Annotated in this window: 20 protein-coding genes; 7 read left to right on the top strand and 13 right to left on the bottom strand. The window is 59.1% G+C overall.

Going from position 1 to position 26524, the window contains the following annotated elements; genetic code table 11:
- Positions 1–53: 53 nt before the first annotated feature.
- Both ACZ5MJ_RS33795 and ACZ5MJ_RS33790 read left to right on the top strand, forming a co-directional pair.
- Positions 54–1565 carry a replication initiation protein gene (locus ACZ5MJ_RS33795; RefSeq protein WP_464226830.1) on the top strand — a complete coding sequence of 504 codons (1512 nt, stop codon included), beginning with the start codon at positions 54–56 and terminating at the stop codon, positions 1563–1565.
- A gap of 96 nt (positions 1566–1661) precedes the next feature.
- Positions 1662–2039, top strand: a complete 378-nt coding sequence (locus ACZ5MJ_RS33790; RefSeq protein ID WP_464226829.1) for a hypothetical protein — start codon at positions 1662–1664, stop codon at positions 2037–2039.
- Positions 2040–2883: 844 nt separating this feature from the next.
- Here the strand turns inward: ACZ5MJ_RS33790 and ACZ5MJ_RS33785 are convergent.
- From ACZ5MJ_RS33785 to ACZ5MJ_RS33770, 4 genes are all read right to left on the bottom strand, one after another.
- Positions 2884–4566, bottom strand: coding sequence for a hypothetical protein (locus ACZ5MJ_RS33785; protein WP_464226828.1), 1683 nt, complete (start codon positions 4564–4566; stop codon positions 2884–2886).
- The gene (locus ACZ5MJ_RS33780; RefSeq protein ID WP_464226827.1) at positions 4563–5531 is read right to left on the bottom strand and encodes an ATP-binding protein; all 969 of its coding nucleotides are present in this window, start codon (positions 5529–5531) and stop codon (positions 4563–4565) included. Before ACZ5MJ_RS33780 ends, ACZ5MJ_RS33785 begins: the two co-directional genes overlap by 4 nt.
- A 62-nt stretch (positions 5532–5593) precedes the next feature.
- Complete coding sequence (locus ACZ5MJ_RS33775; RefSeq protein WP_464226826.1) at positions 5594–7525, bottom strand: helix-turn-helix domain-containing protein; 1932 nt, start codon at positions 7523–7525, stop codon at positions 5594–5596.
- Between the two features lie 307 nt (positions 7526–7832).
- The gene (locus ACZ5MJ_RS33770; protein ID WP_464227055.1) at positions 7833–8756 is read right to left on the bottom strand and encodes a LysR family transcriptional regulator; all 924 of its coding nucleotides are present in this window, start codon (positions 8754–8756) and stop codon (positions 7833–7835) included.
- A 106-nt stretch (positions 8757–8862) separates the two neighbouring features.
- Here ACZ5MJ_RS33770 and ACZ5MJ_RS33765 point away from each other — a divergent pair, with 106 nt between their 5' ends.
- Entirely contained in the window at positions 8863–9909 is a 1047-nt protein-coding gene (locus tag ACZ5MJ_RS33765; RefSeq protein WP_464226825.1) for an aromatic ring-hydroxylating dioxygenase subunit alpha, read from the top strand.
- Between the two features lie 347 nt (positions 9910–10256).
- Here ACZ5MJ_RS33765 and ACZ5MJ_RS33760 read toward each other — a convergent pair whose 3' ends face one another.
- On the bottom strand, positions 10257–11483 hold the full coding sequence (locus ACZ5MJ_RS33760; RefSeq protein ID WP_464223144.1) for an ISL3 family transposase: 1227 nt from the start codon (positions 11481–11483) through the stop codon (positions 10257–10259).
- 106 nt (positions 11484–11589) lie between these two features.
- Here ACZ5MJ_RS33760 and ACZ5MJ_RS33755 point away from each other — a divergent pair, with 106 nt between their 5' ends.
- Positions 11590–12174, top strand: a complete 585-nt coding sequence (locus ACZ5MJ_RS33755; protein WP_464226824.1) for a flavin reductase family protein — start codon at positions 11590–11592, stop codon at positions 12172–12174.
- A 35-nt stretch (positions 12175–12209) separates the two neighbouring features.
- On the opposite strand, the gene ACZ5MJ_RS33750 is transcribed toward ACZ5MJ_RS33755, so the two are convergent.
- Entirely contained in the window at positions 12210–13295 is a 1086-nt protein-coding gene (locus ACZ5MJ_RS33750) for an IS630 family transposase (RefSeq protein ID WP_464226823.1), read from the bottom strand.
- Between the two features lie 503 nt (positions 13296–13798).
- Between ACZ5MJ_RS33750 and ACZ5MJ_RS33745 the strand changes: the two genes are divergently transcribed.
- Both ACZ5MJ_RS33745 and ACZ5MJ_RS33740 read left to right on the top strand, forming a co-directional pair.
- Positions 13799–15157 carry an MFS transporter gene (locus tag ACZ5MJ_RS33745; protein ID WP_464226822.1) on the top strand — a complete coding sequence of 453 codons (1359 nt, stop codon included), beginning with the start codon at positions 13799–13801 and terminating at the stop codon, positions 15155–15157.
- A 269-nt stretch (positions 15158–15426) separates the two neighbouring features.
- On the top strand, positions 15427–16569 hold the full coding sequence (locus ACZ5MJ_RS33740; protein ID WP_464226821.1) for an MFS transporter: 1143 nt from the start codon (positions 15427–15429) through the stop codon (positions 16567–16569).
- 473 nt (positions 16570–17042) lie between these two features.
- On the opposite strand, the gene ACZ5MJ_RS33735 is transcribed toward ACZ5MJ_RS33740, so the two are convergent.
- Complete coding sequence (locus ACZ5MJ_RS33735; RefSeq protein WP_464226820.1) at positions 17043–18659, bottom strand: bifunctional 3-(3-hydroxy-phenyl)propionate/3-hydroxycinnamic acid hydroxylase; 1617 nt, start codon at positions 18657–18659, stop codon at positions 17043–17045.
- Between the two features lie 150 nt (positions 18660–18809).
- Here ACZ5MJ_RS33735 and ACZ5MJ_RS33730 point away from each other — a divergent pair, with 150 nt between their 5' ends.
- Complete coding sequence (locus ACZ5MJ_RS33730) at positions 18810–19673, top strand: IclR family transcriptional regulator (protein ID WP_464226819.1); 864 nt, start codon at positions 18810–18812, stop codon at positions 19671–19673.
- A gap of 113 nt (positions 19674–19786) precedes the next feature.
- Here the strand turns inward: ACZ5MJ_RS33730 and ACZ5MJ_RS33725 are convergent, their stop codons facing one another.
- The 6 genes from ACZ5MJ_RS33725 to ACZ5MJ_RS33700 form a co-directional block, all read right to left on the bottom strand.
- Positions 19787–20353: a VOC family protein gene (locus ACZ5MJ_RS33725; protein WP_464226818.1), complete on the bottom strand. Its 567-nt coding sequence runs from the start codon at positions 20351–20353 to the stop codon at positions 19787–19789.
- 51 nt (positions 20354–20404) lie between these two features.
- Positions 20405–21397, bottom strand: a complete 993-nt coding sequence (locus ACZ5MJ_RS33720) for a fumarylacetoacetate hydrolase family protein (protein WP_464226817.1) — start codon at positions 21395–21397, stop codon at positions 20405–20407.
- Positions 21398–21527: 130 nt separating this feature from the next.
- Positions 21528–21851 carry an NIPSNAP family protein gene (locus tag ACZ5MJ_RS33715; protein ID WP_464226816.1) on the bottom strand — a complete coding sequence of 108 codons (324 nt, stop codon included), beginning with the start codon at positions 21849–21851 and terminating at the stop codon, positions 21528–21530.
- Positions 21852–22397: 546 nt separating this feature from the next.
- Positions 22398–23381, bottom strand: coding sequence for a fumarylacetoacetate hydrolase family protein (locus ACZ5MJ_RS33710; protein WP_464226815.1), 984 nt, complete (start codon positions 23379–23381; stop codon positions 22398–22400).
- A complete protein-coding gene (locus tag ACZ5MJ_RS33705) occupies positions 23378–24157 on the bottom strand; it encodes an ABC transporter substrate-binding protein (protein WP_464226813.1) in 780 nt (259 codons plus the stop codon). Before ACZ5MJ_RS33705 ends, ACZ5MJ_RS33710 begins: the two co-directional genes overlap by 4 nt.
- Before the next feature lie 12 nt (positions 24158–24169).
- Positions 24170–26524: an efflux RND transporter permease subunit gene (locus ACZ5MJ_RS33700; RefSeq protein WP_464226812.1), complete on the bottom strand. Its 2355-nt coding sequence runs from the start codon at positions 26522–26524 to the stop codon at positions 24170–24172.

The raw sequence follows: 26524 nt of genomic DNA, 5'->3' as shown, positions 1-26524 counted from the left end.
GCTACAGTCTCCTGCAATTTTGTGCGTCAGGCAGCCGACAACAGGAACCGGGCATGACCAGCAGCATAGACCGGCGGGTCACCTCTCTTCAGTACGCTCTCGATCTGTTTGTCGAGATGGCGCCTGTGCAAAAGCCCATTGACGAAGTCAAGAGCGACCAGGACATTGGGTTTCACAAGAACACGATTTTTGCCCGCATCATCGGGCTTGGCATGGTGGCTCGCCGCTTCGTCGACGCAGCCTACTTCATCGTTGCTCAAGAACCAGAGTCTCGCGACAGCTACGAAGTTTCGCTCAGTTTCTTCAAATGGCTGATGCGGTATGACAGCCGGAACACCAAGCACTTCTCCGCGGTCATCCGGGAGGTCAAGGCTTCCATGCTTGAGGTGACGAACGCCCCAGTGGAGACCGTCGACGGAGCAGGGCGCATCGTAGAGGATTCTGAATCTCGTGATGAGGAAGACGAGCTAGAGGACCGGGTGAATTCCCGCCAGGTCTCCACTGTCAGCAACGAGGATGGGGATTGGTTAGAGCTCATCGGACGTGTGCGCGTGCGCAACGGCTATATTCGCTTCCGCGTCCCAGAAGAGCTGCAACGGCTCATCAAGGACCCAGAGAATTCTTATTGGACCAGCCTGCTGGTCACCTCGCGGTTTACGCTCATCTACGCCCGAGGAATCTACGACCACGTTCTGCCTACTGTGGACAAGGGGCGGACGGACTGGTTGCCGCTTCAACTCGTGCGAAACCTACCCGGTAAGTCCTGGGCGAACAACAATGAGTTCAAGTTCTTCAAGCGAGACTACTTGGAGAAGGCGGTTGCACAGATTAATCAACTCTCGGATATCACCATCTCGTACGAGACTAGGGCAGGAACCCCGAAATCGCGCAAGCAGGACCAGATTCGGTTCAAGATGGAGCGCAAGGAGAGCGCGCAAGCATCCAAAGCCGCAATGCTCAACTCGGTCGCATTGTTCCAGACGTTACAGCGCGAATTTGGGCTGACGGACCGGCACTTTGACCGCATTGCTTCAAACCGAGAAACTTGGTCTGACGCAAGGATTGAACAGGCCATCGAGTACGTTCGCCGAGAAATCCGCCGCGGCAACAAGATCACGCGTGTCGCTGGCTATCTGATGAAGGTTATCGACGCTGGCGGCTTTGTTTCCGAAGCTGACAAGGAAGTTGACCGTATTCAGGCCCAAATAGCCGCCAAGAGTTCTGCTGAAGATGTGGCTAAGACCTCGACGCAAAGCGCAGTCGCTGCGAGTGTTGCTGCGGCCGATGCGGCGGCAGAGAAACGCCGGGCCGAGGAAACGCGCATGGCCACGGAATTCTTTGCTGCCGCCGACAAAAAGATGCGAGACGAGCTCGTTCGAAAGTTTGCCACTACGAACACTATCGGAATACGGACCATCGAGCGGCAAGGCCTCAAGCCCGCTGACGTCAGCGAAGCTAACATCATGGACCGTCCGACGATTGCTGCTTCGTTCTGCTCCTTTGTCGCGGGTGAAATGAGGAAAGCGGCGCGGACGCGCTCAAAGAACCAAAGCAGCCTTATCTAGCAGAGAACACGACAGCCGGTAACCCGCCCTCGAAATCAACAATGGAGCTGCAACAGCTCTACACCGACACTTCGGCTAGGCCAACGGGAGTCCACCGTGACCAAAAAAATCGGTACCTTCAGCAAGTCACCCAAAACGGGAGACGCCAAGGGGGCGGCCTCGCCGGCGGCAGTCGCGAGCCTTTTCGAGTCCAGCGCTATGGTCGGGCGGGACCCGGCTGAGGAGACTACGCCAGCAGCCTCCCCGGCCGTGACTGGACAAGCTGCGCGAACCGCACGGGCTTCAACTACCGCGGACCTGGACGAGAACAGCGTCTATCGAACGGTCAACGTGAAGCTCAACAAGCGCCGGTACACCAACCTGAAATTGCTGAGTACGATGACCGAGACGTCCATGCAGCAATACCTGGTGGAGCTGGTCGACGAGCTCATCGAGCGTAACAAGGACATGCTGCCCACAATCAAATCCCGCTAGATCCTGACCTTGCAAACTTTAGCAACTGGCTCCCCCGCCGGGTCGGGCCTTGACCACGGTGGCATTAATCGAGAGCACATTGCGTCCGAAGCGCATCAAATCTGATCATTTACACCCGCGCGGCGGCGTAACGGCGTCAGGTGCAACTACTTTCGATCAGTGCGTTAGCGGTGATGTTATCCCTGTTTGATCCTGAATCGTGCCGATGTCTGTTCGCCATTCTGGAAACGCGAGTGGCTGGATCCGACCTTGAGGCGATCAGGTTCTGGCGACTCAACAGGCTTGGCAACTTTCATCAATTGCTTCGTAGAGCGTGCGCAGCGCCCCACAGGAACGTTGTTTCGCACTGAAAAGCCAAGCTCGCATGAATGATGAGCGCGGGTCGTACGAATGACGATCTTCAACACCTTCTCTACGAGGGAGGGAGCCGGCAGGGCGCGCTTGGGACCAGCGCAGCGGCGATGCATGGGTTGCCGCACCGCAGCCGCATCAACGCGCTGGAGGCGGCTGGAACGCCGAGCGCCGTAAGCGATCAACAATCAACCCCATGGTGAAGCGCCGGCCGGAGCCACGACCATCAGCAGGCCGTCATGGTCGCCTGGAACGGCAGCCGCAGGGCCGCTGAAGCGATCCTGTCTTGGCCAGCGCCGCGCTAGCGGCGGACAAAGTGAAACCGGCATAACCCATAAAAATTCAAGCCTGAGAATACGCGTTATCAGGCTTGATGGCGAAGTGTTCTATGGAGCATGTTTTTCCGATCCCTTCGCTCACATACGTAAAGTTATCACCGCTTGCACCTAATGTTGTCGCTGCTCGCGGCGAGGATGCCTTCGCTCGGACCATTTCAAACCGGGCGATCGCGAAGCAGCGCGGACCGTAATGCCAGAATAGCGGCCCGGGGCGTTTCGCCCACCGCCTGCATCCGCCCATTGCACAGGCGCGCGACAAACGCGCCGGCGCCTTCCCGGAAAATCCAAAACCTCGCGCCGCCATCTGGCTCGCCGAGCAGGCGCCGCCTGCGGATATCGGCGCTGGCCGGGGCGAGGGCGGCAGCGACCGTCCAGCCGCTCTCAGCCGAGTACGTCAGCCCTGGCCCTTGCGCGTGCCATTGCGCAACGATGGCACGCTGGCGGCGTTGGCGGTGCCGCATGGCGCGATCGCAGCGCGCGGCCTTGCCGGGCCTGGAGATGGGCCCCCAAGCCTCGCCGCTGGCAATGACCGCCTCGACCAAGCAGGTAGCGTGACGGCGCTTCGCGCTCCACCATGGGCGCAGCGAGCCCGTCGCGATCTGGGCGGCGTCCGGAGAATGCAAGCGGGCGCCATCGAGCGTGTCGCGGACGCGCCGCTCCGCCAGCGCCCACAGCTGAAGCAGCGTGCTCGCCGCCGCATGGTAGGCCAGCCACGTGCGATCCTCTGTCCCGGAAAACGCCCGATTCGGCGTATGGATCGACGCGTGTAGATTCACCTGCTCGCTCAGGTCCCCGAACACGCCAGCCGGTGGCGCCCGATAGGGCCAACGGCGAAGATCGACCTCCGGTTCGACACTGCGCGCCCACAGGCACTCTGTCATGACGAGCGTCGCCTGCGGGTGACGCGCCGCGGTCACAGCGGCCACGGCAGGATGCGGATACCGGAAGATCCTGGCCAGCCAGGTCGCGGTGCGGGGCACCACGTGGCGACGAAAATGACGTGCCATGGCCCGGTAGACCATCAAAGCCGGCGCATCTGGCCAGTAGGATGACGCTGGTGCTGTCAAATCCGGGGTCGGTACGGTTTGCCGAGAGCGGCACTGACTGCGCGAGACCGTGTCCGGCCTGCGCACGACCCGCACCGTGTGCCGGCAGGGAAGGGGCACAAGTCCCGGCGGAGTCGGCTGCCCCATCGCCTCGCTCAGCGCCATGATCTCCTCCGGTTCCAGGCGTTGGGTCCAAAAGCGCTGGCATGCGACCGCCTCCGAGTGCGCTACGTGCGTGAGGGCATCGAGCCACGTCACCAACTGGTCCATGGCGCGCATGTCCGCCGGCGCCATGCGGGGGCGGCGGCACAACTCGGCGGTAAAAAAGCGCAGCCGATCACAGGGGCAGCTGCCGGGCGGGCCGTCAGGATCCGACAACGTCATCGGAAACGCGCGGCCGCAGTGACACTCCGCACGCAGTGGCACCGCGTGGATCGGGCAGTCCTGCAGCAAGCGCAGCGCAAACAAGTCAGAGTGGTAGCCCGCCGCCAGGCAGAGGGGACAGACTCTGGCGTCGGCGCCGAAGAGGGCGGGCCGCAGGCAGGCCGTCGCCTCATCCAGCGTTGACCATCGAAATTTCTCCGATGATTCGCCCAGTAACGCCGCGAGTCGCTCCCGATCAATCCCCCAGGCGGGCCGGGGCGCCCCGCGGTGGTCACGGATCGCCGCCATGAGGGCAAGCTGGCGTGGCCAAAGCCCATTGAGTTCGCAGGCCCGGTGCAGCGTGTGGCTCAAGGACGCATAGGGCAGGATGCTGTCGCGATGCCACGTTAAACGCGGTGGTTCAGTCATGTCTGCATCGCGCTGCGATCATTACGTTGTCGCGCCGCGGTGGCCGACACCATCGCCATCAACATGCGATGGCCGCCTGCCTCGACCACCTGTCGCCACGAATTCAGTGACGTCGCCTGCTCCATGTCCGCGCCCGCAGCCAGGCGTAGCAGCACGTGGCGGCAAGCATGGGTTACCGTCTTCATCGGAAAATTGATCGGCCCCGCGTAACGCACCGGCAGGCAATCGGTCATGGCACGCATCAGCGCTGACGCGCTGTCCGCGAGCCGGAAGCCCTGGGCCCAAGGCACTGGCGCCAGGCTTGCCGTGAACGACAGGCCAGAGCCTGGCGGCCACTCGCTGCCGCTGTCATAGCCCGCCATCACGTAAGCGAGTTCCTGCTCGCTACGAATCCCCTCGAATGGTTTGGTGGCCAGCATGAAGCGGGCCGCGACATGCGCGCCGCCGGACAGCGCCATGGTGATGGCTTCATCAAAGAACTGGAGCGAAGCCACCGAGATCACGCACAGCCGGATGCGCTGTCGATCGAGTTGGCTGTGCAGTTCGACGAGCCACAACCATTCTCGCTGCGACATACCCTGGGCTTCGTCGATGACCAGCACCAGGAAGCGCCCACCACCTTGGCAAGCCACCTCGATCCAGCGTTCCAGCAACATGTGGTGCCGCGCCAGTGGGCTTCTGACCGCTGTTGCCAGGGCATGGGAACTCGCCTGCAGCAACTCCGCATAAAACCGGCCGACCGACTGCGCACCGCCAGAGTCGGTGTGGCTCCAGACCACCATCGGCACATAGCCGCCGCAGCGCTCCGACAGCAATCGCTGCAGCCAGTGGTTGACGCCACTGGACTTGCCGAAACGCGAGGGGCCATAGATGGTCGCGCCATCGACCTGGTCATCAATCCAGCCGGCCACCGCGTTCACCATCTCCTGAATCGCGACGGTGTAAAGGGAATAGTCCCGCGTCACGACGGGATGGTCACGGGGCACGTGGGTGGGTACCAGGGGAGCTGGGGGGCAGTACGTGGCGTTTACCATAGCTGTGCCTTGCGCATCGGTGGAAGACTTCGGGGCGTCGCGGGTTCGGCTGGCTCAGCCTCGGCAGCGGCTTCGCTAGGCAAAGCGTTGCGTGCCAGGGCCACCATGGATGCGCCTTCGACCATCTCGGCGTACTGCTGCAGGATCCGCCGGGCCTCCAGGTACGCCGGGTGAGGCGGCAGCCGCCCGCCGGGAGAGCTTTCGGCATACTGCAACAGTGCTTCGACCGCGTCGCACTCGCGTGACAGGAACAGCAGCCGCCGATGTTCGAGGCCGCGAATGGCCTGCCTGATGTACAGGGAATGCGGGGTGCGGTGCCACGGCGGTGCGGCTCGGACGACGCCGAGAAAATGGCCGGCTTGCGTCGACACCGTGGCGAAACGGGCATCGTCTTCGTTTTCAATTGCCAGCCATAGCTTCTTGCCCAGCAGATCCCCGCGCAGGCACAGCCATTCTGCGGAATACCGGGCGTTGGCGAAGTGGAAATGCGGTCGTCGACCGGTATGACTGCCGCCGAGGAGCGTGCAGAGCTTGCGCACGCCCACCATCTTGCTTACGGCAATCGGGTCAGCTGTGGGCAACGGCACATCCTCTTGGTCGGCCAACAACTCAAGCTGATCAAGCGGGCTGCGATAGCCGAGGCCGGAATGTGGTGTGGCGTTGTAGTTAGCGATCAGCGTGTCCAGCAACTCCTGTGCATACTCGAGCTGGAAATGGGTGTCCATCGCTTTCTGCTCCGGGTCAGTGCCCCGTTTCTGATCCGGTGAGCTTCCGGTGGTGGTCGCCAGGCGATGAAAACCACCGGCGGCCAGGCAGCGGAAGAAGGCTTCGATGTAGGGACGGTCGTCCTTGCTGCGCCGGCAGCTGAAGCTGCTAGGATCCTGCGGTTTCACCAGCCGCGCGCCCACGACATCGCGTAAGGCAACTTCGACCCGATCGCAAATGTTCGCCAGGGCGCCGTCAACGCTGCATTCTTGCCAGCAAGCGCCGACAAACCGTGGCGAGCGATACGAAGGCAGGCCTGCGCCCTTGGCATAGGCGTTGTCGCTGAACAAGATGTCGCGCGGCGCCCATGGCGTCAACGCGCAGCGTACGGCGCGCAAGACATCATCGGCACCGCACTCGCGTCGCAGAGACAAGCTGTAGCCTAGAATGGCGCGCGAGGCGACTTCGATCAGCACGACCACCCAGAGGCGGTGGATGACCCGCGGCTCGTAGCCGCCGTGCGGTGACGGCACGAGCACCACCATCCGCGCGTCCAGCTTGTGCGCATCGCATTCCACGCGCTCAAACAGCCGCAACGCTGGACGACGTGTCCCATCGCCCGTGCGGGTTTTGCGCTGAGCTTCCGGGCCGCCAAGTAGTGCGCTACGCGTCCGTAGCGGTGCCGCCGCAATGACCTCATCCATGTAATGGCAGATGGCCTTGTAGCCTTGCTTCGCGACGTTGAACGGCCATTCCCCGCGCTGCTCGAACCCTCGTTCCCGCAACGCGGTCAGAAACCAGCGGTACAGCACGGCTCGAGGCCGGCGGGACGACTCGAGCGTTTTACGGTTCCCAATGATCTGCTGGCGAAATTCAGCTTCCAGACCTTGGGCTGCCGCGCTCCGGAACACGGCTTGGAGTGCCCCAGCCGCACCGCCGCCCCAGGGATTCACTGCAAGAGGCGCAGTACGTGTGTAGGGGTGGATGCGCTGGTGCGGCAGCAATCCGCGCCAGCCATAGATGCGACCGTCAGGATGCGGCGCCAGGCAACGCTCGGTGATCAGGCGGTACACCTGGCCGCGGCTGATGCCCGCCTTCGCCCGAATATCCTTGCCATCAGCGCCATTTAAATAGAGCCGAACCGCACTGACGCGGGCGAGAAAACTAGCGCGGTGAGGCTCTGACAGTGCTTGGTCATCGACCGTGGGCCACGTGGTCAAGTTGATCTCCACGTGCGACGCCTCAGCAGCGACAGTTCGGGCCCGTAGATGTAATCTGGCGCGCACCCGACGACCCTCCCATCCCGCTCCGACAAGACACAACATTAGGTGAAACGGGGCCAGCGAATACAACTTTCGGTGCGGAAAGCCACAGACGTGCTCAAGTAGAACGTCGCGCAATGCACTGATTTGATGGGACTTCCTGCGAGGTGGCGATACGAGGGGACGGTTACAACATTAGGTGTGCGAACGGTGGTCGTTGAGAACGGCGTCGGGAAAAGCCACGGTGCGGTCTAAGCGGCTGCGTCTAAGCCTCGATGTTGGGATACGTGTCGAATGTTTGTTTTACGAGCTGCCGAAGCCACACGATTGCCGGGTCATGGTGAAACCGCGGATGCCAGTACTGGCTCAATGCATATGGCGGCAACGTGACCGGTGGCTTAACTACGCGGACAATGCCGTAGCGGCTGAAGACATTGGCGAGTTCTTCGGGGACAGTAGCGATGAGTTGCGGCTCGCGATCCATGAGTAAGGGGATCGTGAGAAAGTGCGGAGTATGCAGATAAATATTTCGCCTAAGCCCGTGGCGCTCGAATGCTGAATCATAGGTAGGACTTGAACGACCTGCCAGACTCACTGCGACCTGTGGCATCGACTCGAACTGTTCTTGCGTGAGGGTATCGCCAACCTCCTTGTTTCTTGTACTGACAATGGTAACGAAGCCGTGCATGAACAGCTGTTGCTGAAACAGCGACTCCGGAGCTGTCTGCACAGAACCCAGCAAAAGGTCAGCATCGCCTGATGCCAGTAGCGCTTCAATTTGTGGGATGGGTACCTGCAACGTGCGAAGCCTGCAATGGGGAGCCACTGAACGCAGCTTTTCCATCAGCGGCGGCAGGAAGACCAACTCACCCATGTCGGTCATGCAGAGAGTGAAGGTGCGATTCATCGATGCCGGCTCAAAGCTCGCTTGAGGCAACACGCGAGTACGCATGGCAGTCATAACTTCAAGAATCGTTTCCGCCAATGCCTCCGCCTTGATCGTGGGCGTCATCCCCCGGGTGGTTTTTACAAACAATGGGTCCTGAAAGTAGTCGCGCAAGCGGTTCAACGCGTGACTCATTGCGCTTTGCGTGAGCCCGAGTTGGGAAGCCGCACGCGTCACACTGCGCTCTCGCAGCATGGCGTCGAAGACCGACAAAAGGTTGTAGTCGAAGTTTTCGGTATGCATGCGATACATTCCAAGCATGTCTTGCATGAGATTGACGCATGTTTGCTTGCTCCCTAACCTCTTGTCAAGGCGTCCCTTAGAGGGACGTGACTCACAGGAGACAGCTATGTTCGTGAAGAACACCTGGTACGTGGCGGCTTGGGACAACGAGGTCACCGAGAGCAACCTTTTCAGTCGTACCATTACGGGTATCCCCGTCCTTCTCTACCGAACCAGTGACGGCGCACTGCATGCGTTGGAAGACCGCTGCTGCCATCGCGGCGCACCGCTTTCCATCGGTCGGCGTGAGGGGGATTGCGTCCGATGCATGTATCACGGCCTCAAGTTCGACCCGACAGGGCAATGCGTCGAGGCGCCATCGCAGCAGCGCATTCCGCCGCAAGCGCGCGTACGTGCATTCCCGGTCGTGCAACGGAACCGCTGGATTTGGATTTGGATGGGTGACCCGGAAAAGGCAGACCCGAACCTCATCCCAGATACCCGTTGGTTGGACGACCCAGCCTGGCGCAGCCTCGATGGGTACATCCACTACGACGTCAACTATCTGCTCATTGCAGACAATCTGCTGGATTTTTCCCACCTGCCGTTTGTCCATCCCACTACGCTTGGTGGCGGTGAGGACTATGCTGCTGTGCAGCCGAAGGTCGAACGTCTCGACGATGGGGTGCGTATTATTCGGTGGGCGCTGAACACCGAGGCGCCTCCGTTTGCCACGCAAGTCAAGAACTGGCCAGGGAAGGTGGACCGCTGGAATATCTACAACTTCACGATTCCGGCAATTCTACTGATGGACTCCGGTATGGCGCCGACGGGAACTGGAGCACCGGAAGGTACGCGTGTCGACGCCGCGGAGTTTCGTGGCTGCCAGGCATTGACGCCTGAAACGGAGAATTCCACGCACTACTTCTTTGCTCACCCCCACAACTTCGCGATTGACAATCCCGAAGTCACCAAGTCGGTTCACCAGAGTGTCGTCACTGCATTCGATGAGGATCGTGAAATCGTGATGGCGCAACAGAAGTCGCTTGCATTGGCGCCGAACTTCAAGATGATTCCGTTCTCCATCGATGCTGCGCTGTCGCAGTTCCGATGGGTTGTCGAGCGACGCCTTGTGGAGGAGGCTGAAGCAGAACGCCAAGGCAAGGCTGCATGATGGAGCTCGTCATAACCGGCCTTCGGTTGGAAGCCGAAGGCGTCCTCGGTGTCGAGCTGCAGGACCATGCAAGAGGAGTGCTGCCCGCCTTTAGACCTGGTGCGCACGTGGACGTTAGCTTTCCGAATGGACTGACGCGGCAGTACTCCATTGTGAGTTCTGCCGACGACAGGGCGCGCTATTGGCTCGGAATCGGGCTTGCTCCAAACTCTCGTGGTGGGTCAAAGTTTGCACATGAGGAATTGCGGCTTGGCACTCGCCTGCAAATAGGCGAGCCCAGGGCGCTATTCGGGCTCGACGAGACTGCTGCGGGCCATCTTTTCAGGCTCTTTTGAAAAATGAGTGGGTTATGCGGCATGCGGGTTGATCGAGGAAAAGTCGAGCTTTCCGGCGATCAGGAAGATCACGGTGCGCATGGTTTTGAAGCTCACATAACCGCGGGCCTTGCGCTTGGCGGCTTGGAACAGGCCGTTGAGCGCCTCCAGGAAGCCATTGGTCTGGCGCGTCTGGGTCCAAGCAACGATGCCGTCGAAATGCTTGCGGATCATGCGCGCGACCTCCTTCATTGGCTCGACCTTGGATCGCATGACGTTGGTGCACCACTGCTCGAGCATTGCGGAAACAACGTTGATCTGCTTGCGCCCAAGGATGTCGCGCAACTGCTCGCGATACAGCCAGGCACGGGCGGTGCGTTTGGTCGTGACGTTGGCGATCAACGCGTCGAGATCGGCACGCTGTGCGGCTGGCAAGCCGTCCCGATCCTTGAGCAGCGTCCAGCGCAGGCCTTTGAGGCTTGGATCGGTCTTCTGTTCGATACGCCGGGTCTTGTCCACGGCTGCCGAAGCGTGCGCCACGACATGGAACTTGTCGAAGGTGATGCGCGCGTTGGGCAAATGCTCGCTGACGCCCTTGATGAACGCCGGCGACATATCGATACTGACCACGCCGATCTGCTCAGGCGCAGCGTTGTGCTCGCGCAGATGTTCAGCGAACTTGCCAACCGTGGCAGCATCCTTGCCTTCGGTCACAAACACGACGTTACGCGCGTCGGCATCAGCGACAAGCGTCAGGTAGTTGTGACCGCGCCTGTAGGACGTTTCGTCAACGGCGGCAGCGGTCATGCCGGCCAGATCGAGTTCGGCCACCGCGAGGTCGACATAGCGCTCGCAGATAGCGTACACGCGATGCCACGACTCCCCCACCGTTCTGGCCACAGCAGAAAACGGCATCTGCTGCGCAAGCGCCACCACCATGGCTTCAAACAGCAACGTGAAGCCAGAGAGCTTGCCAGCCCAGTCCGGCTCGACCAACGCCACGCGGCCGTCGGGAAGCTTCACGCGTGGCGTGCGGACTTCCAGATAGCAGTCGTGCTCGAAGAAGTTCAGGTGCCGATAGCGTTTGGTCACCGTGTCGTGAACCGGGTGCCCACCGGCGATCTCCGGGTGGGAAAAGCGGCTGCCGGCGACAAAGTCAATCTGGATCGTCAACGTCTTGGTTTGCGCGTTGAAGTCGACCTCCCGGACGAACCACGGATCGCTTACGCCAAGGGCTGCTTCAAACAGTTTGCTATGCATCGCTCGTGTTGCTCTTTACCTGAAACCCGCCACGATACCACCCACTTGAAATTCAAAAGAGGCTCTTTTCATCGCTGGTGGCATCGGTATCACACCGATCCTGAGCATGCTTCGACGATGCATCGCGACGGGGGCACCATGGCGATTGATGTACTGTGTCAGGTCCAGGAGGAATGCTGCATACCTCGAGCAACTCGCTCCATTGACCGAACAGGTATTGCTGCACTCGGATGACGAACATGCGGGACGCCCCGACATTGAAAGCTTTATCCGCGAGATGCCACAGGGCTGGAATGTCTATACGTGCGGGCCAGGTCCTATGATGGATGCGGTGTGCAGCTCCGCTGCCGCCATAGGCGTCGCCGAAGGTGCAGTCCATCTTGAGCGGTTTCGCGCCGACGCGCCGACTATGGCGTCACAATCCCAGGAGTTTCATGTTCGGCTGCTTCGACATGGTGGAACCTTTGCAGTCCCACAGGACGCTAGCATTCTCGATGTGCTCGAGGCGAATGGCGTATGCCTACCTTCGGCTTGCCGCGAGGGGCTGTGCCGAAGCTGCGAGGTGCCACTGGTTTCCGGGGAGGCTGACCACCGCGACTTTGTCCTGAGCGATGTGGAGCGCGACGCGAACCGCTCAATCCTGATATGTGTTTCGCGGGCGAAGTGTTCTGAACTGGTACTAGACGTATAGTGTTGCAAACGGGCCGTCAATTGATGGCCCTTTTGCTAGTGTCCTGCGCCAGAAATTCGTAGACAAAATCGCTTGATGCTGGCGAAGATGTCATCGGCAGACTTCGTCCACACGAATGGCTTGGGGTTGGCGTTGTTCAGGTCAAGGTATTGGCGGATGGCTTGCTCAAGTTGTTGGGTTGAGCGATGCGTGCCGCGGCGAATGTATTGTTCAGTGATGGTCGCAAACCAGCGCTCCACCTGATTGATCCATGAGGCAGAGGTCGGTGTGAAATGAACATGGAAGCGCGGATGGCGAGCGAACCAAGCCTTGATCGACGGCGTCTTGTGCGTGCCGTAGTTGTCCATGACGAGATGCACATCGAGCGTGGGTGGCACGTTGGCTTCGATCGTGCGTAGAAACTGCAGGAACTCACTGCCGCGATGCCTGCGATGCAATTCACCGATAACTTCTCCTGTGGCGATGTCCAGCGCAGCGAACAACGTTGTCGTGCCATGGCGCATGTAGTCATGCGTGCGTCGCTCGGGGAGGCCTGGCGCCAGCGGCAAGATGGGCTGCGTACGGTCCAGTGCTTGGATCTGGCTCTTCTCGTCAACGCACAACACCATGGCCTTGAGCGGTGGGTCGAGGTACAACCCCACGATATCGCGCACCTTCTCCACGAACAATGGGTCGGTGGAGAGCTTGAAGGTCTCCTGTCGATGAGGCTGCAGTCCAAAGGCACGCCAGATACGCGTCACGGTCGACGGCGATAGATTCGCCGCGCGAGCCATACTCCGCGTGCTCCAGTGGGTGGCGCCGGCCGGCACGGATTCGAGCGTCTGGGCAATAATCGCATCCACCTGCGCATCACCGATGGTCCTCGGTGCCCCTGGTCGCGGCGCATCGAGCAGTCCGTCGAGCCGATGTGCCACATAGCGCGCGCGCCATTTCGATACGGTTTGCTGAGTGACACGCTGCCTTGCCGCGACGGTCTTGTTGTCCAAGCCTTCAGCGCTAGCCAGCACAATGCGCGCGCGTAAGGCCAACGCCTGTGCCGTCTTGCGCCGCATCGTCAGCGCCTTGAGTTGCTCACGTTCGACCTCACTCAACACAAGTTCCGCCTTTGGTCTTCCTCTCATCACCGCCTCGCCGTTTGCGTGCCTTCAACGCAGACTACTACGCAGTGTCAATAATGCAATGAATTTCTGACGCAGGACACTAGCTTAGTATCGAAGCCTGAAGCTGGTGGCGTGACCGACTGCGTCGCCATCTCCGATCAGGAGCGCGTGATTTGCGCCGCGGAGTTCCGCACGAACGAACGCCACCCGATTGCCCACTCTGGATGCCCATGCTGCGACGATGAAATCGCCAACGCGGCTACACGGATCAACCAACGATTACATCGCATTCCCGGTCATGGAGTCTTGTCAGCAAGGGACGAACGGGATAGTATGATATGAATCGGTCCGTATCGTATCTGGCGCGGTTATTCAACTTTTGCGCGCGGACATTTCCACCGGGGGGAGCCTACTCAGAGGGGAAGACCTACATTGCGAACAAAATTCAGGAGACACCAGATGGATATACGAGGATTCCGCAGCTACGCAGTGAGGCGGTGCTTCAAGAATAGGAGGGCCCAAGGATGAGTGGCAAGGCGATCGATATTGGTCTGATCCTCGACGATGGCCCTTTCAGCAGCATACAGAAGCTCGCCGTCCTGCTCGCCAGTCTGGCTGCAGTGTTGGATGGCTTCGATGGCCAGCTTATTGGCTTCGCGGTTCCGGCGATACTGCGTGAATGGGGCATGACACGTGAAGCGTTCGCCCCTATAGTAGCGGCGGGCCTCCTCGGAATGGCAATTGGCAGTGTATCGGTCGGCACCGTAGCGGACCGGGTGGGTCGCAGGGTCGCACTCATCGCCAGCATAAGCATTTTCGGCACAGCCACGCTTGCAATGGGCTTGTCGAGCAGCCCGCTAGAACTGGGGGCGCTGAGATTCATAGCGGGGCTTGGAATTGGGGGGGCGTTGCCCACGGCGTCCATCATCGCGGTGGAGTTCACGCCGGCGAGAATGCGTACCCTAGCGGTGACAGCGACCGTGGTCTGCTATCCGGTTGGCGGGATTGTCGCGGGAATTCTATCTGCCATGGTGCTGCCAAATTCCGGCTGGCGCAGTCTATTCTTCCTTGGTGGGTTGTTGCCACTTGCCTTCACCATACTATTAGCACTCTCCCTGCCTGAATCTCCCCGATACCTAGCACGTCGTGCGCACCGGCAGGAAGATCTCCGGCGCCTTCTCGCCCGCATGCGAGGACCTATCCCAGAAGGCGCCCTTATCGTTGACGCGACCAAGATGGACGCGGATGCAAAGATGGGCTTTACGAACCTGTTCACAGCACGCTGGATACGTGACACGGCAGCACTTTCGGGCGCCTTCTTTATGTGTTTGCTGGCGCTATACAGTGCGTTTAGCTGGCTCCCGGCAATGCTGGCCTTTGAAGGCTTGGATATAGGTATTGCGAGTCACGGCCTTACGGCTTACAACGTCGGAGGCCTGGTCGGGGCACTACTCTGCGCGGGTCTCGTCTCCAGATTTGGATCGCGCGTCATCTTGGCGATTGCTGCGCTAGGGGCGATGCTAACCGCATTGTTACTACAAGCGCGCTATGCCCACATAGGCGTGAGCGCCTTTATTGTCGGTATTGGAGTTCATGGGTTCTTTGTCAATGCCGTTCAGGGTCCGATGTATGCACTCGGTGCTCACCTGTATCCAACGGAGATCCGTGCCCGCGGAGTCGGTGCGGCTACGGCCTTTGGCAGGTTGGGAGCGATTGTCAGCGCGTTTGCCGGCGCAGCAGTCATTTCCTTAGGCGGAGCAGCCGCCTATTTCACGCTCTTGGCCCTGGCAATGTTATTTGCACTGATATGCATTTGCGTAATCAGCAATCACATTCCGGCAAGGAAGCCTCATAAACTTCCGGAGATTGTATCGGCAGAATAGCCCAGCCATTCCGGATTATATTTCGTCATTTTTAGATGAAAACAACGAAATTTCCTTCAGATTCCGAGTAGCGCCTGTTGGCGGAGAATGAAATCATAACTGGTGGAAACATTGAATTATGAACGGTACCTATATGCCATATCCAGGCGAACCAACACCAATGCCATTGCGCTTCACGATAGGGATAGGTTGAGAAAAATGGGCAGTGGAATTACTGGCAGCCTGTGCATCAGGCGCAAGTTCTAATGTCCGTGAGAGGAACGCTGGCATTGGCGGTTGCTCTCAGCATGGCGTCGATGCGCGCCTGTGATGTCCTGCTTCCGGCACTGTCGGTTGATTTCGGGGTGCAAATTGGCGAGGCCGGGTGGTCCATATCGGCATTTGTGTTGGCCTACGGCATTCTGCAACTTGTATATGGCCCGTTAGGCGACCGCTTTGGCAAGCTGCGTGTCATCGCTGTTGCACTGGCTGCGAGCTCGGTGGCGAACATCCTGGCGTCGCTCGCACCAACAATGACCGCGCTTGCTATTGCGCGGGGTCTTTCCGGCGCAGCGGCTGCAGGCATTGTCCCGATGAGCATGGCGAGAATCGGGGATACGGTGCCCATCGAGAGAAGGCAACAAGCGTTGGCCCGTCTTCTCCTCGCCACAATCGGTGGCTTGATTGGTGGCCAGTGGATGTCGGGACTTATCGCGGATGTACTGCACTGGCGTGTCGTGTTCATCGTATTGGCGGCGGGCTTTGGCCTTGTTGCACTTCGTGTCGGGACGAAGGCGTTGGGCCAGGAGCCAGACTTGCCACTTCGACGCTCCATTGGGGGACAGGTCCGAGAAGTCCTTCGGCAGCGATGGGCACGTCATATTCTCCTAGTGACGGTGCTCGAAGGCTTATTCACACTCTCGGGCTTTGCGCTTGTGCCCGCTTATTTGCACATGGAGTTCGGGCTGAGTCTCGGTGCATCCGGTACCGTTATGGCGATGTACGGTATCGGCGGATTGGTCTATGTAGCCTTATCAGGTATGCTGACTCGGCATCTCTCGCGAGGAGGTATAGCAGGCCTGGGCGGTCTCTTTCTGAGCTCGGGCTTTGCCATTGTGGCTGCCGGATCGCGCTGGGAGTGGAGCGCACTTGGATGCTTTCTTGGTGGCTTGGGATTCTATACGCTTCATAACACTTTGCAGACCGAGGCAACGCAAATGTCGCCGGAAGCACGAGGTACTGCGGTCGGTCTGTTTGCTGCGACGCTTTTCTTTGGACAGGCGATTGGAATGAGTCTTGCGGATGTTGTGGCTGACTCCTTGGGGCAGACAATCTGGTTCTACTCCGCAGCCCTGGCGCTGCCGATCTTAGCTTTTTCCTTTGGCAGAGCGGTCGCGCGCAGGGGTGCTTGCCTGCCTACACTTGACAGATAGTGTGCATTCAATCGGTACGTTTGCCAAAATTCGGCGGTGAGGGCGCGGATTTGGTTCCGGCTCTTGCTGAATGGCCAGATGAGATACCGGTATGGGGTGAGGCCGTTCGCATTGCAGTACCCGACGAGAAAGTGGAGATTGGCACCGGTCTGCGCATAGGCAACCATGTCCGCAGGCAGCCCGACATACGGACGATGAACGGCCTGATCGCGTCTTCACAGCGGTTGAGGTCGGCCAATTGTGGGGCCACTGTCTCCTCGAGTATTGCAGCGCCATTCCACCCAGCAGACTCGAGGCAGGGAAGCCGACGACTGCTCGACGAGATTCCAATCGCTGACGGCCAGTACGCGAATGCTGTAACGCTTGCGCAGCTCTGCCGACGGTCAGGTTCCCACTTCACAATCTGACCGTCTTGGTGCGGGCGAGCCCACCAGCCTTAGAAGATTGGCAATTCAGTGTGCGACAAACAGGGCTTACATCGCTTGTGCCGTAGCGGGAGTAATGTGTTCGGCAAGTTGAGCAATCAGTCGACGAAGTTCGTCTGCGCCGGCTGCGGTGCCATAGACATAGTGATCTGGACGGATGATGGCCGCCTTCGCTCCGAGCGACGAAAGCCATTGGTTAAACAGCCCGTCCCGCTCCATCAAACTCAGTGTTGGTAAGTTTACGGGACTTGGTGCAGTGCTGATGACCACTGTTCTTCCGCCGATTTTTTCCAAAGCATCATTCGTACTTGCATCGAACCAGTTCGGCACTTCTGAGGAACCTGCCACAATCAGGAACCCCGGTGGCAGTAGATCGTCTAGGCGCCTGAACTCGTCACCACTATGAATCCATGGTTGAACAAAAAGCTCCCCTGCGCCGACCTGTATCTGTTGATCAGTGTCTCGGCCAATCAGTCCTGTCTCCAGTCCAGGAATGAATTTCTGTCGTACAGTTTCTGCCTTGCCCGATGCAAGCAACTCGGCGAGCTCACGGTCTCGCCTCCGTGCGGCCGTTTCGTCCAATTCACCGATGATCAGTCCGAATGATTTGGCATGGCTGACTATTGTCCGCACATGGCGTTTTCGCTCCACAGTGTAAGAATTGAGGAGTGTCTTCGAGTAGCCGAGACGCTCTACGCCGTCGATCTTCCAGGCGAGATTGAGCGCATCTCTGATGCCGGCACAAAGGCCCTGGCCAAGGAACGGTGGCATCTGATGAGCGGCGTCGCCCATCAGGAACACACGCCCATCTTGCCATTCGTCGACCACTAACGCATGGAAACGGTAGATCGCCGTTCTGCAGACTTGCAAATTGGTGGGATCTACAAATGTGGACAACACTTGCAGTACCGCTTCGTCACTTTCGAAATCATCCGGCGTTTCACCGGGCAACATCTTAATTTCCCACCGACGCAAATTATCCGGCCCGACGATGTAGGTTCCAGGACGGGAGGGCCTGCAGTACTGGACACAACGCGGCGGCAGATCGATGGGACCGTGCATCCATGCATCCACCACCATCCACCACTCATCAAACGCGAGATCTTCAATCGTCGCTTCCATCTGCCGCCGCACGGTGCTCCGTCCGCCGTCGCAACCGAGCAGGTACTTACCCCGGATAGTGAAGACAGTGTCCCTCGCAAGCTGCTTGACCGTTGCCACAACCCCGTCTTCTCCCTGGGAGTATTCGAGGAACTCGTATCCGAGAAATTCTTGAACCTTCGGATATCGGGCCACTCCTGCGCGAAGCGTTGCTTCAAGTTCGGGCTGTACAAACATCCATGTGGGATCCCATGCTAAAGGCGACGGGGGTGGTGCAGGGTAGAAGCACTTGATGAGCTGTCCCTCTATGCCAATGAAGTCAGTTCCGGGATGCGGAGTCGTTCTCCTGGAAACCTCTTCCGCCAGTCCACACTCCTGGAGCACCCGCATCACTTCTTGGTCAGCGGTGATCGCGCGGGGCTTATCGTAGATCTCAAGCGCCTGATCAAAAACGGCAACACTGTAACCGCGCTTGCCCAACAGATTTGCCATCGTCGCGCCGGCAGGGCCGTAGCCAACGATAAGCACATCGAATACAGTGTCCGAACGCCCTAACAGTTCCATGATCTATTCGTCTCCTTCAAACTTTCACTTATCTGATATGCAGCTCAAGATCTACCCTCGTCGGACCCTGACCGTAATCAATTGCCTGTCGTAATCATGGACCCATATCTGGATAATAGTTGAGTCACACTGTAAAAATGAAAAGGAAAGTTGACTAGCAATTTTCCGTATGATGAACAGGAGTTGAGAGGCTCCTTTACGGCAGGAGGCAAACAGTTTTCTATGACTTTGAATCATGATAACGTCGGTACTATCCGTCGCGCGAACCTGTTGCTGAGGTTGCTGGCAACTGCAGGCAGGCGCGGCCTGGCACTGACGGAGTTATCGTCGCGAAGTGCCCTCCCGCATCCGACAGCCCACCGCTTGCTTAAGCAGTTGCACGGAGAAGGCCTCATAGTTCAGAACGACGAGACACGCCGATATCTGCTGGGGCCGGTAGCTTACGAATTGGGATTGGCCGCGGCTGAGATCTTTGACCTGCGACACGTCTCTCGGCCGGCTTTAGAAGCGGTGAGCGCCGAGACCGAGGACACCTGCTATTTTGTGATGCGTAGCGGACTTGATGCCGTGTGCATAGATAGGATCGAGGGAACATTTGCGATCCGCACGATCACATTGGAAGTTGGAAGCCGCAGGCCACTTGGGGTGGGCGCAGGCGGACTGGCCATCCTCGCGGCTTGCGACCATGACGAACGTGAACGGATATTGCATGTGACGGCTTCACGCTTGCCGGAATTCGGCAACCTCGACGTCGCGCAGCAAAGGGAGGCAATTGCTCGCACGCGTGAAGCGGGTTACTCACTCGTCAAGAACCGCGTTACCCTAGGCGTGACGGCGCTAGGTATGCCGTTGCACGACTCCATGCGCCGCCCTATCGGCGCCATCAGCGTTGGGGCGATCGACCCACGCATGCGCGAGCAACGACGTAGGCAGATCGCCAACCTATTGAGGGAACAGGTGCTCAAGATCGAGAAGGGAATTCGAGAATTGAATTCTTTCGTCTTTGAGCGCTAGCGCTCTATCCGGTTACTTTAATTTGACGTAAGCAGGGGTGCTTCGGCTCGGAACATGCGCTCGAAACGGAAGCACCCCACCAGACGGCACGCCTTCAGTTGCACCTTCGCTCGCTATTTGTTGCGGTGATACCCAGTGGCACTGCCGAACAGCTTTGCTCGCTGTGACCAATCATGAGTCTGGTCCCAAAGGTTCAGTACGTCCATTGCTTCCTTTTCAAATTGGGCATCCTGTTCCGGCGTTGATATATGTGCACTTAGTTCGAGACGGTGTCCAGAAGGGTCAAAGAAGTAGATGGACAGCAAAAAGTCGTCATGGTTAGTCGGGCCAATCACATCAATTCCCTTTACTTCCAAATCCGCTTTTGCCTTCATTAGCGTGTCTTTGTCGGCGACACGGAACGCGAAGTGCTGTACCCAGTCTGGTGTTTCCGGATCGCGCCCGGAAGGTTGGCCATCATCTCTTGGCAATTCGAAGAAGGCTATGCAGCTACCATCCTCCATTTGGAAGAAGATATGAATATGCGGACTGTATTTTCCGGTTGAGGGAACGTGATCTTCGCCCATTGCATGGATGAATTTCAGGCCCAGCACATTCGTGTAGAAATCAACCGTTTCACGTGCGTCTTTGCAGCGAAACGCGGCGTGATGCAAGCTTTTGCAAAGCATGTTGTTATCCATTTATGTATGTACGAAAGAAGCGGAGTAAACAGGTGGAACTTCCACTGGCTTCTAACGCGCGCCGGCGACGCTCGTGACGAACTTTTGGTCAATGCAGCCAAAGACAGAATTCCCGTTGCGGTCAACGTGTTCAATCTTAATATGGTCACCGAACCGGAAGAACGGCGTGGTTGGCCTACCGCCCTTCAACGTCTCTAGGGCGCGGACTTCGCCGATGCAGGCGCAGCCCACCGACTCGTCTTCGTTCGAGACGGTACCCAGTCCCACGATAGTGCCGGGCTCGAAGTTGCGGGTTTGGGCAACATGCGCTATCAGGTCGCCGTAATGGAAGGGGGTATCGATACCTGTCTCGATTTTTCCGACCGATTCGCCGCGCACCCAGCATTGCATTGTGCCGGATACCAAGCGACCGTTCCACAGATCACCAAGCTCATCAGGAGTGACGGCAATCGGCCCCATGCTGGACGCCGGCTTGCCGGTCAGAAAGCCGAAAGTGCGCTTCAGCTCTGGCGGGATTAGGCTGCGCAACGATATATCGTTTAGCAGTACGAACAGGCGTATATACTTTGTTGCGTCCTCTGGAGACACTCCCATTGGTACATCGCCGGTTACTGCGGCAATTTCTGCTTCGAAATCGATGCCAAGTTCTTCATTTGGAAGCCGAACATCTTCGTTCCAGCTCATAAAGCCGTGGGAAATGCCTTGATAGACCAACGGTTTTTGCAACAAGTCCTTCGGCAATGCTTCTCCACGAGCGGCACGGTTGCGCTGGATGTGGCTAACGTAAGCTGCGCCATCTAGGTACTGGTAGGAGCGCGGAAGCGGCGCGGCGAGTGTGTTCAGGTCGAGCGCAAACGCTCCTTGCGCGTCACCTTGATTAAGCATGCGATACATCTGCTCAAGTGCCGGATACGCCGCGTCCCAGTTGTCCAGCGCATCTTGCATCGTAGGCGCCGTTTGGCCCGCCTTTATCGCAATGCGCAGATCTTTGCTTACCACGATTAGTTCGCCGTCCCTGCCGGACCGCAATGAAGCCAGCTTCATGGTCTCTCACTTTCTTTATTTAACAACCCGATGCGCGAATGCGCAGCAGGAAAAATGGTAGATAAATAGCTGAACCGTGCCGCGATAATGTTCGATATTCGGACACAGTTTTCGACGAACTACGGTCTCGTCACTCTTGCCATTGAGGCGAAAAGAATGCCGCGGGCACCAGAATCTTCGACTCCTGGCTTCGGAGCAGCGGCAGCATCTTCACGACATACGACTTCCAATCTGGATCGTCCATCAGAACCGTGCGTCGTTCCTCGCGCTCGTTCATGTCTCGGTATCCCCACATATGAATTACCTGGTTGAGTGCGCCGGTTTCCGTGCGGTAATAGCCGACCATACGTCCTAGGATGCGCTTCTGAATCTGCAGTCCCTCGGCCTCGTATAGTGCGAGATAATCTCGCCACTTGCCGGGGTGCGTCGTATAGGTTCTCATCTCGACCAACATGGCCTGTTCCTCAGGTAGTTTGTGCTGAGCCGGCATCGGTACGGTGGTCCAACAGCCGGCAAAGGCAATAGCAACCGTGCCTGCCATCCTCGTAATGACGAAGAGGATAGGAACCGCAAATATAGGAAAGTGCACGGGAGTTGGGCGTGCTGTTTCCGATTACCGGACAACAGTTGCAGTGCCCGAGTGTCGAGTCTTACTGGAGACCGTCCCCGCAATGAACAGGTGCCGGAAGCTCCTACTGCTCGATTGTTGCCTTAGGACCGCTCAACAAGAAAATGACCAAAGTTCGACGTCAACGCCAGAGGCTCTACCTCTCGCCTGTGATGGACCTGTACGATGGCAAGATCATTGCTTACCAAACCGAGCCCTGGCCAGGGTTCGGCCAGGTGGCAAGCTTGTAAACAAGCTTCCGCTCTAACTAAAAGGCCTGAGCCCGCTGCAGTACCGGACTCAGGCCTTGGCTGTCTAGCCTTTAACCCAACTTCTTGGGGAAGTTCATAAGAGGGGCTTTTGCATTTCGGTGGGTTTATCGTTTCGTCGGAATTAAACGCAAATCTGTCGTTGACGACCGAGACCTTCGATCTCGGCCTCAATAACGTCTCCCGCTTGCAGGTAGCGGTTGTAGTGAGTGCCGTTACCAGCGGGCGAGCCGGTGCAGATGATGTCGCCCGGCAGCAGGCGTGAATAGCGGGAGATGTATTCGATCTGCCGCACGATGTCGAACAGCATATCAGCCGTGGACTCATCCTGCATGATCTGACCCGAAACGGACAGGCGCATCTTCAAGCGATGCGGGTCGGGCACGAATGCCTTCGGCACGAGATAAGGCCCGAGTGGGAGGAAACCGGGCTGTCCCTTCGAGCGCAGCCAATCGGTGCCGAGCATTTTGTAGTCGGTGCGTGGTATCAGGTCGCGCGCCGAGATGTCGTTGACGATGCAGTAGCCTGCTATGTAGTCCAGCGCCAGTTCGCGCGGAATCTGGTAGCCGCTCCGGCCGATGACGACGGCTAGTTCCAGCTCCCAGTCGGGTTGGGTGGTTGTGTTCGGCAGTACCAGCGGGTCATACGCGCCGGACACCGTGGAAACCGGCTTGGTGAAAGCATAGGGTTCGCCCGTGGCGGCGCGTTCGTCCATCATGTTCTCGGCCCAGCGGCGCAGGCCGGCTTCGTCCAGTCCCGGCGGGCCGACCTTGGCGTCGACCGTCATGTCGACCACATGCTTGCGGTAGTTGGCGCCGGTGCAGAATATCTGCCGGGGCAGATCGACGGCGGGGTGTACACGCAGCGCGTCCAGCGCGTGCCAATGTTCTGCCTTGCCATCGACCGCCATGGCCAGTCGGTCCAGCGCGGCGCGGCTGGCGTCCCAGGTGTCCAGCAAGGCTAGCACCGATCCGGCGCCGGCTAGCTCCGGCGCGTCGTACAACCTGACCAGTTCCGCCAGCTCGACCACGCGATCGTTCATGACCAAGCCCACGAACTTCGGGCCATTCTGCGAATGCGAGAACGTACCCAATGCATACGGTTTCATTGATCTTTTCCCAAGAAAGTGTCGACCAGTGAAGCATCGACGATGTTTGCGTAAGTGGCTTCGCCGCCCGGTAGGCCCAGCAGGCGGCGGTGCTCGGTCAGCAGCACAATGCCTTCGGGGGTCGGCCGTAGTGAATCCAGTTCTTGTATCTGCCGCCGCGCCTGCTCAAGCTCGCGCAGCCATGCGCCGATGCGCTCGCGCGCCGGGCTCGCCAGGCGCATGACAATGCCTTGCCCGGGAAATGTCGGGTAGGATTGCTGCACGCTGGCGATCTGCATCAAACCAGCGTGGGTTGCTTGCCCCGCGAAGGGCTGGCCCAGCAGCGTCGCATCGCCACGGCCGGTCAGCAGTGCCTCATATCGTTCTGTCACGCCGCCAGCGGGAGTAAAACGGCAGGTGCTTTCATTGATGCCCGCTTCGCGCAACATTGCCCGCAGCGCGATGACAAAGCCATTGTCAACGGAGTCGACCAGCAGGTTGGCACCGGCCAGGTCGGCCATGTTCTTGCGACCGGGCGCGGCGATCAGCGCCAAGGGGGTAGTCCGCTCGACCTGCGCGACCACGCGAAAATCCTTGGGGCCAGGGCGACGGTTCCAGCCGATGACGTTGTCCATCGCCGTCACGACAGCATCGGCTTCGCCCTTGACCAATGCCTCGAACTGAGCGTCGGAAGAGGGGTTGCGGCGTGCCTGGATAGGGGTTGCCCGCGGAGCTTGTGCTGCCAGTACAGCCAAGGGCGGCGGGACGAACCACATCACGTTTAGGGAACTCGACATGGTTTGAGCCTGTTAGTGCGACGCGCCGCGTGCCGGTTTCAGTAGGAAATGCGCCAGCGCGGGCAGTAGGATCAGGGCGCCCAGCATGTTCCAGAGGAACATGAAGGCCAGCAGAAGACCCATGTCAGCTTGGAACTTAATCGGGCTGGCGACCCACGTGACGACGCCGATGGCCAGTGTCACGCCGGTGAGCATCACAACCTTGCCGGTGAAGAGCAGGGCGCGGTAATAGCTCTCCGACAGGCTCTTGCCCTTTCGCAGTTCGGCCAGCGTTACCGACAGGATATAGAGCGCGTAGTCGATGCCGATGCCAACACCCAGCGCAATCACGGGTAACGTGGCCACCTTCACGCCCATTCCAAGAGCCACCATCAGCGCCTCGGCCAGCACGGAAGTTAGCATCAGAGGCAGTACCGCCACCACCACCGCGCGCCACGAGCGGAAAGTGATGAAGGACAGCACCACCACAGCACCGTACACAAGGTACAGCATCTTGCGCCAAGCCTCCTTGACAGCGATGTTGGTTGCCGCCTCGATGCCGGCGGTACCGGCTGCCAGCAGAAACTGGACGTCCTGGGTGTTGTTTTCCCTCGCGAACGATTCCACATGTTCAACCACGCGAGTCAGCGTGTCCGCCTTGTGGTCGCGCAGGAAGACATACAACGTGAGGAGGCCGCAGCTATCGTTGTAGAGACCGCGCGGCGCGCCCGCCGTGACGGTGTTGAGCATGTCCTGGTTGGACAGGAGCTCATACCACTTTGGGCTACCTTCGGTTAGGCCGACTAGCATGCGGCGGTTCAGGCGTGCGAGTGAATTAGTGTCTTCCACGCCGTCGATCTTGCGTAGTTGCCATTCCAGCGCGTCGATCTTGTTGAGTGTGTCGTACTGGGAGCACGCACCTTCTGGCGTTTTGACCATGACCGCGAGCACATCACTGGAGGCGCCGTAGCTCAAATTCATGAACCCAACGTCGCGGTTGTAGCGGCTGTCGGCGCGTAGCTCTGGTGCGCCCGGGTCGAGGTCGCCGATCTTGAGTTGAGTGCTGATGGCATAACCGGCAATGCCCATAGCCATCGCCGTGATCACGGCCACGGAAGCCCATTTGCGCTGAGTGAATCGGTCCAGGAAGGCCCACAGCGGGTGCTTGTCCTTGCCGGCGGCGTCCGCAGCTTCGGCGCGCAGGCTGCGTACGGCGGCCGTCGGGCTGACGCCAGTGTAGGACAGCATAATGGGCAGCAGGATCAGGTTCGTGAAGATCAGCACGGCCACGCCAAGCGAGGCAGCAATGGCCAGTTCGCGGATGACTTGGATGTCGATGACCAGCAGCACGGCGAAGCCCACCGCGTCGGCCAGCAGAGCTGTCAGGCCGGCCAGGAAAAGGCGGCGGAAGGTGAAGCGTGCCGCCACCAGCTTGTCCATGCCGCGCCCCACGTCCTGCATGATGCCGTTCATCTTTTGCGCACCGTGGCTCATGCCGATGGCGAACACGAGGAAGGGCACGAGGATGGAATAGGGGTCAAGCGTGTACCCAAGCGTCGGCAGCAGGCCGAGCTGCCACACCACGGCGACTAGCGATGCCGAGACCACAAGTAGGGTGGAGCGGATGCAGCGCGTGTACCAGAAGACCATCGCGGCCGCGATGGCCACCGCCAGCGCGAAGAACATCAGCACTGCGCGCACGCCATCGATGAGATCGCCCACCAGCTTAGCGAAGCCGGTGATGTGGACCCTCAGGCCCTTCTGCTCATATTTGTCGCGCAGCGCTTCGAGCTTGTCGGAGAAGTCGGCGTAACTCAGCGTGCGCCCATCGGGGGTATTGGCCAGTAGCGGCACGTAGATGACGGTGGAGCGCGCGTCCAGCGACACGATCTGGCCAATCTCGCCGGAGCGCGCGATATTGGCCGCGAGCGTCACCAGGCTCTGTGGCGATTCGTTGTAGCCGTCGGGTATCACCGGGCCGCCTTCCAGGCCGTCCTCGGTCACGCCGACCCAGCGGGTCGAAGATGTCCATAACGATTTCATCTTCATCCGGTCGACCCCAGGCAGCAGGAAGATTTCGTCAGAAAGGCCACGCAGTGCACGCAGGTAATTCGCGTCATAGATGGTACCTTTCGGGTTCTCGACGGCGATGCGTACCGAGTTGCCTAGGCCAGAGAGCTGATTTTGGTAGCGCAGGTAGTTCTGGATATAGCCGTGGTGGGTTGGGATGGTCTTTTCGAAGCTGGCATTCAGGTGAAGCTTCGTGGCCTGCCAACCCAGCAGGGCGGTGAGGATCGCGCACAGTAGCACCACAATCAGACGGTGGTTGAACAGCGCGCGCTCTATGAGCGAGCCAGAGCGCGGATCGAAGGCGTCGACTGTTTTCAT

Source organism: Cupriavidus sp. LA-1 (assembly GCF_055385985.1).
This window is presented reverse-complemented; position numbering and strand designations above follow the sequence as displayed.

Coding starts and splice junctions, on each gene's coding strand:
- ACZ5MJ_RS33795 (WP_464226830.1), top strand. CDS start 54: ATGACCAGCAGCATAGACCGGCGGGTCACCTCTCTTCAGTACGCTCTC.
- ACZ5MJ_RS33785 (WP_464226828.1), bottom strand. CDS start 4,566: ATGACTGAACCACCGCGTTTAACGTGGCATCGCGACAGCATCCTGCCC.
- ACZ5MJ_RS33770 (WP_464227055.1), bottom strand. CDS start 8,756: ATGCATACCGAAAACTTCGACTACAACCTTTTGTCGGTCTTCGACGCC.
- ACZ5MJ_RS33765 (WP_464226825.1), top strand. CDS start 8,863: ATGTTCGTGAAGAACACCTGGTACGTGGCGGCTTGGGACAACGAGGTC.
- ACZ5MJ_RS33760 (WP_464223144.1), bottom strand. CDS start 11,483: ATGCATAGCAAACTGTTTGAAGCAGCCCTTGGCGTAAGCGATCCGTGG.
- ACZ5MJ_RS33755 (WP_464226824.1), top strand. CDS start 11,590: ATGCTTCGACGATGCATCGCGACGGGGGCACCATGGCGATTGATGTAC.
- ACZ5MJ_RS33750 (WP_464226823.1), bottom strand. CDS start 13,295: ATGAGAGGAAGACCAAAGGCGGAACTTGTGTTGAGTGAGGTCGAACGT.
- ACZ5MJ_RS33745 (WP_464226822.1), top strand. CDS start 13,799: ATGAGTGGCAAGGCGATCGATATTGGTCTGATCCTCGACGATGGCCCT.
- ACZ5MJ_RS33735 (WP_464226820.1), bottom strand. CDS start 18,659: ATGGAACTGTTAGGGCGTTCGGACACTGTATTCGATGTGCTTATCGTT.
- ACZ5MJ_RS33725 (WP_464226818.1), bottom strand. CDS start 20,353: ATGGATAACAACATGCTTTGCAAAAGCTTGCATCACGCCGCGTTTCGC.
- ACZ5MJ_RS33720 (WP_464226817.1), bottom strand. CDS start 21,397: ATGAAGCTGGCTTCATTGCGGTCCGGCAGGGACGGCGAACTAATCGTG.
- ACZ5MJ_RS33715 (WP_464226816.1), bottom strand. CDS start 21,851: ATGTTGGTCGAGATGAGAACCTATACGACGCACCCCGGCAAGTGGCGA.
- ACZ5MJ_RS33710 (WP_464226815.1), bottom strand. CDS start 23,381: ATGAAACCGTATGCATTGGGTACGTTCTCGCATTCGCAGAATGGCCCG.
- ACZ5MJ_RS33705 (WP_464226813.1), bottom strand. CDS start 24,157: ATGTCGAGTTCCCTAAACGTGATGTGGTTCGTCCCGCCGCCCTTGGCT.
- ACZ5MJ_RS33700 (WP_464226812.1), bottom strand. CDS start 26,524: ATGAAAACAGTCGACGCCTTCGATCCGCGCTCTGGCTCGCTCATAGAG.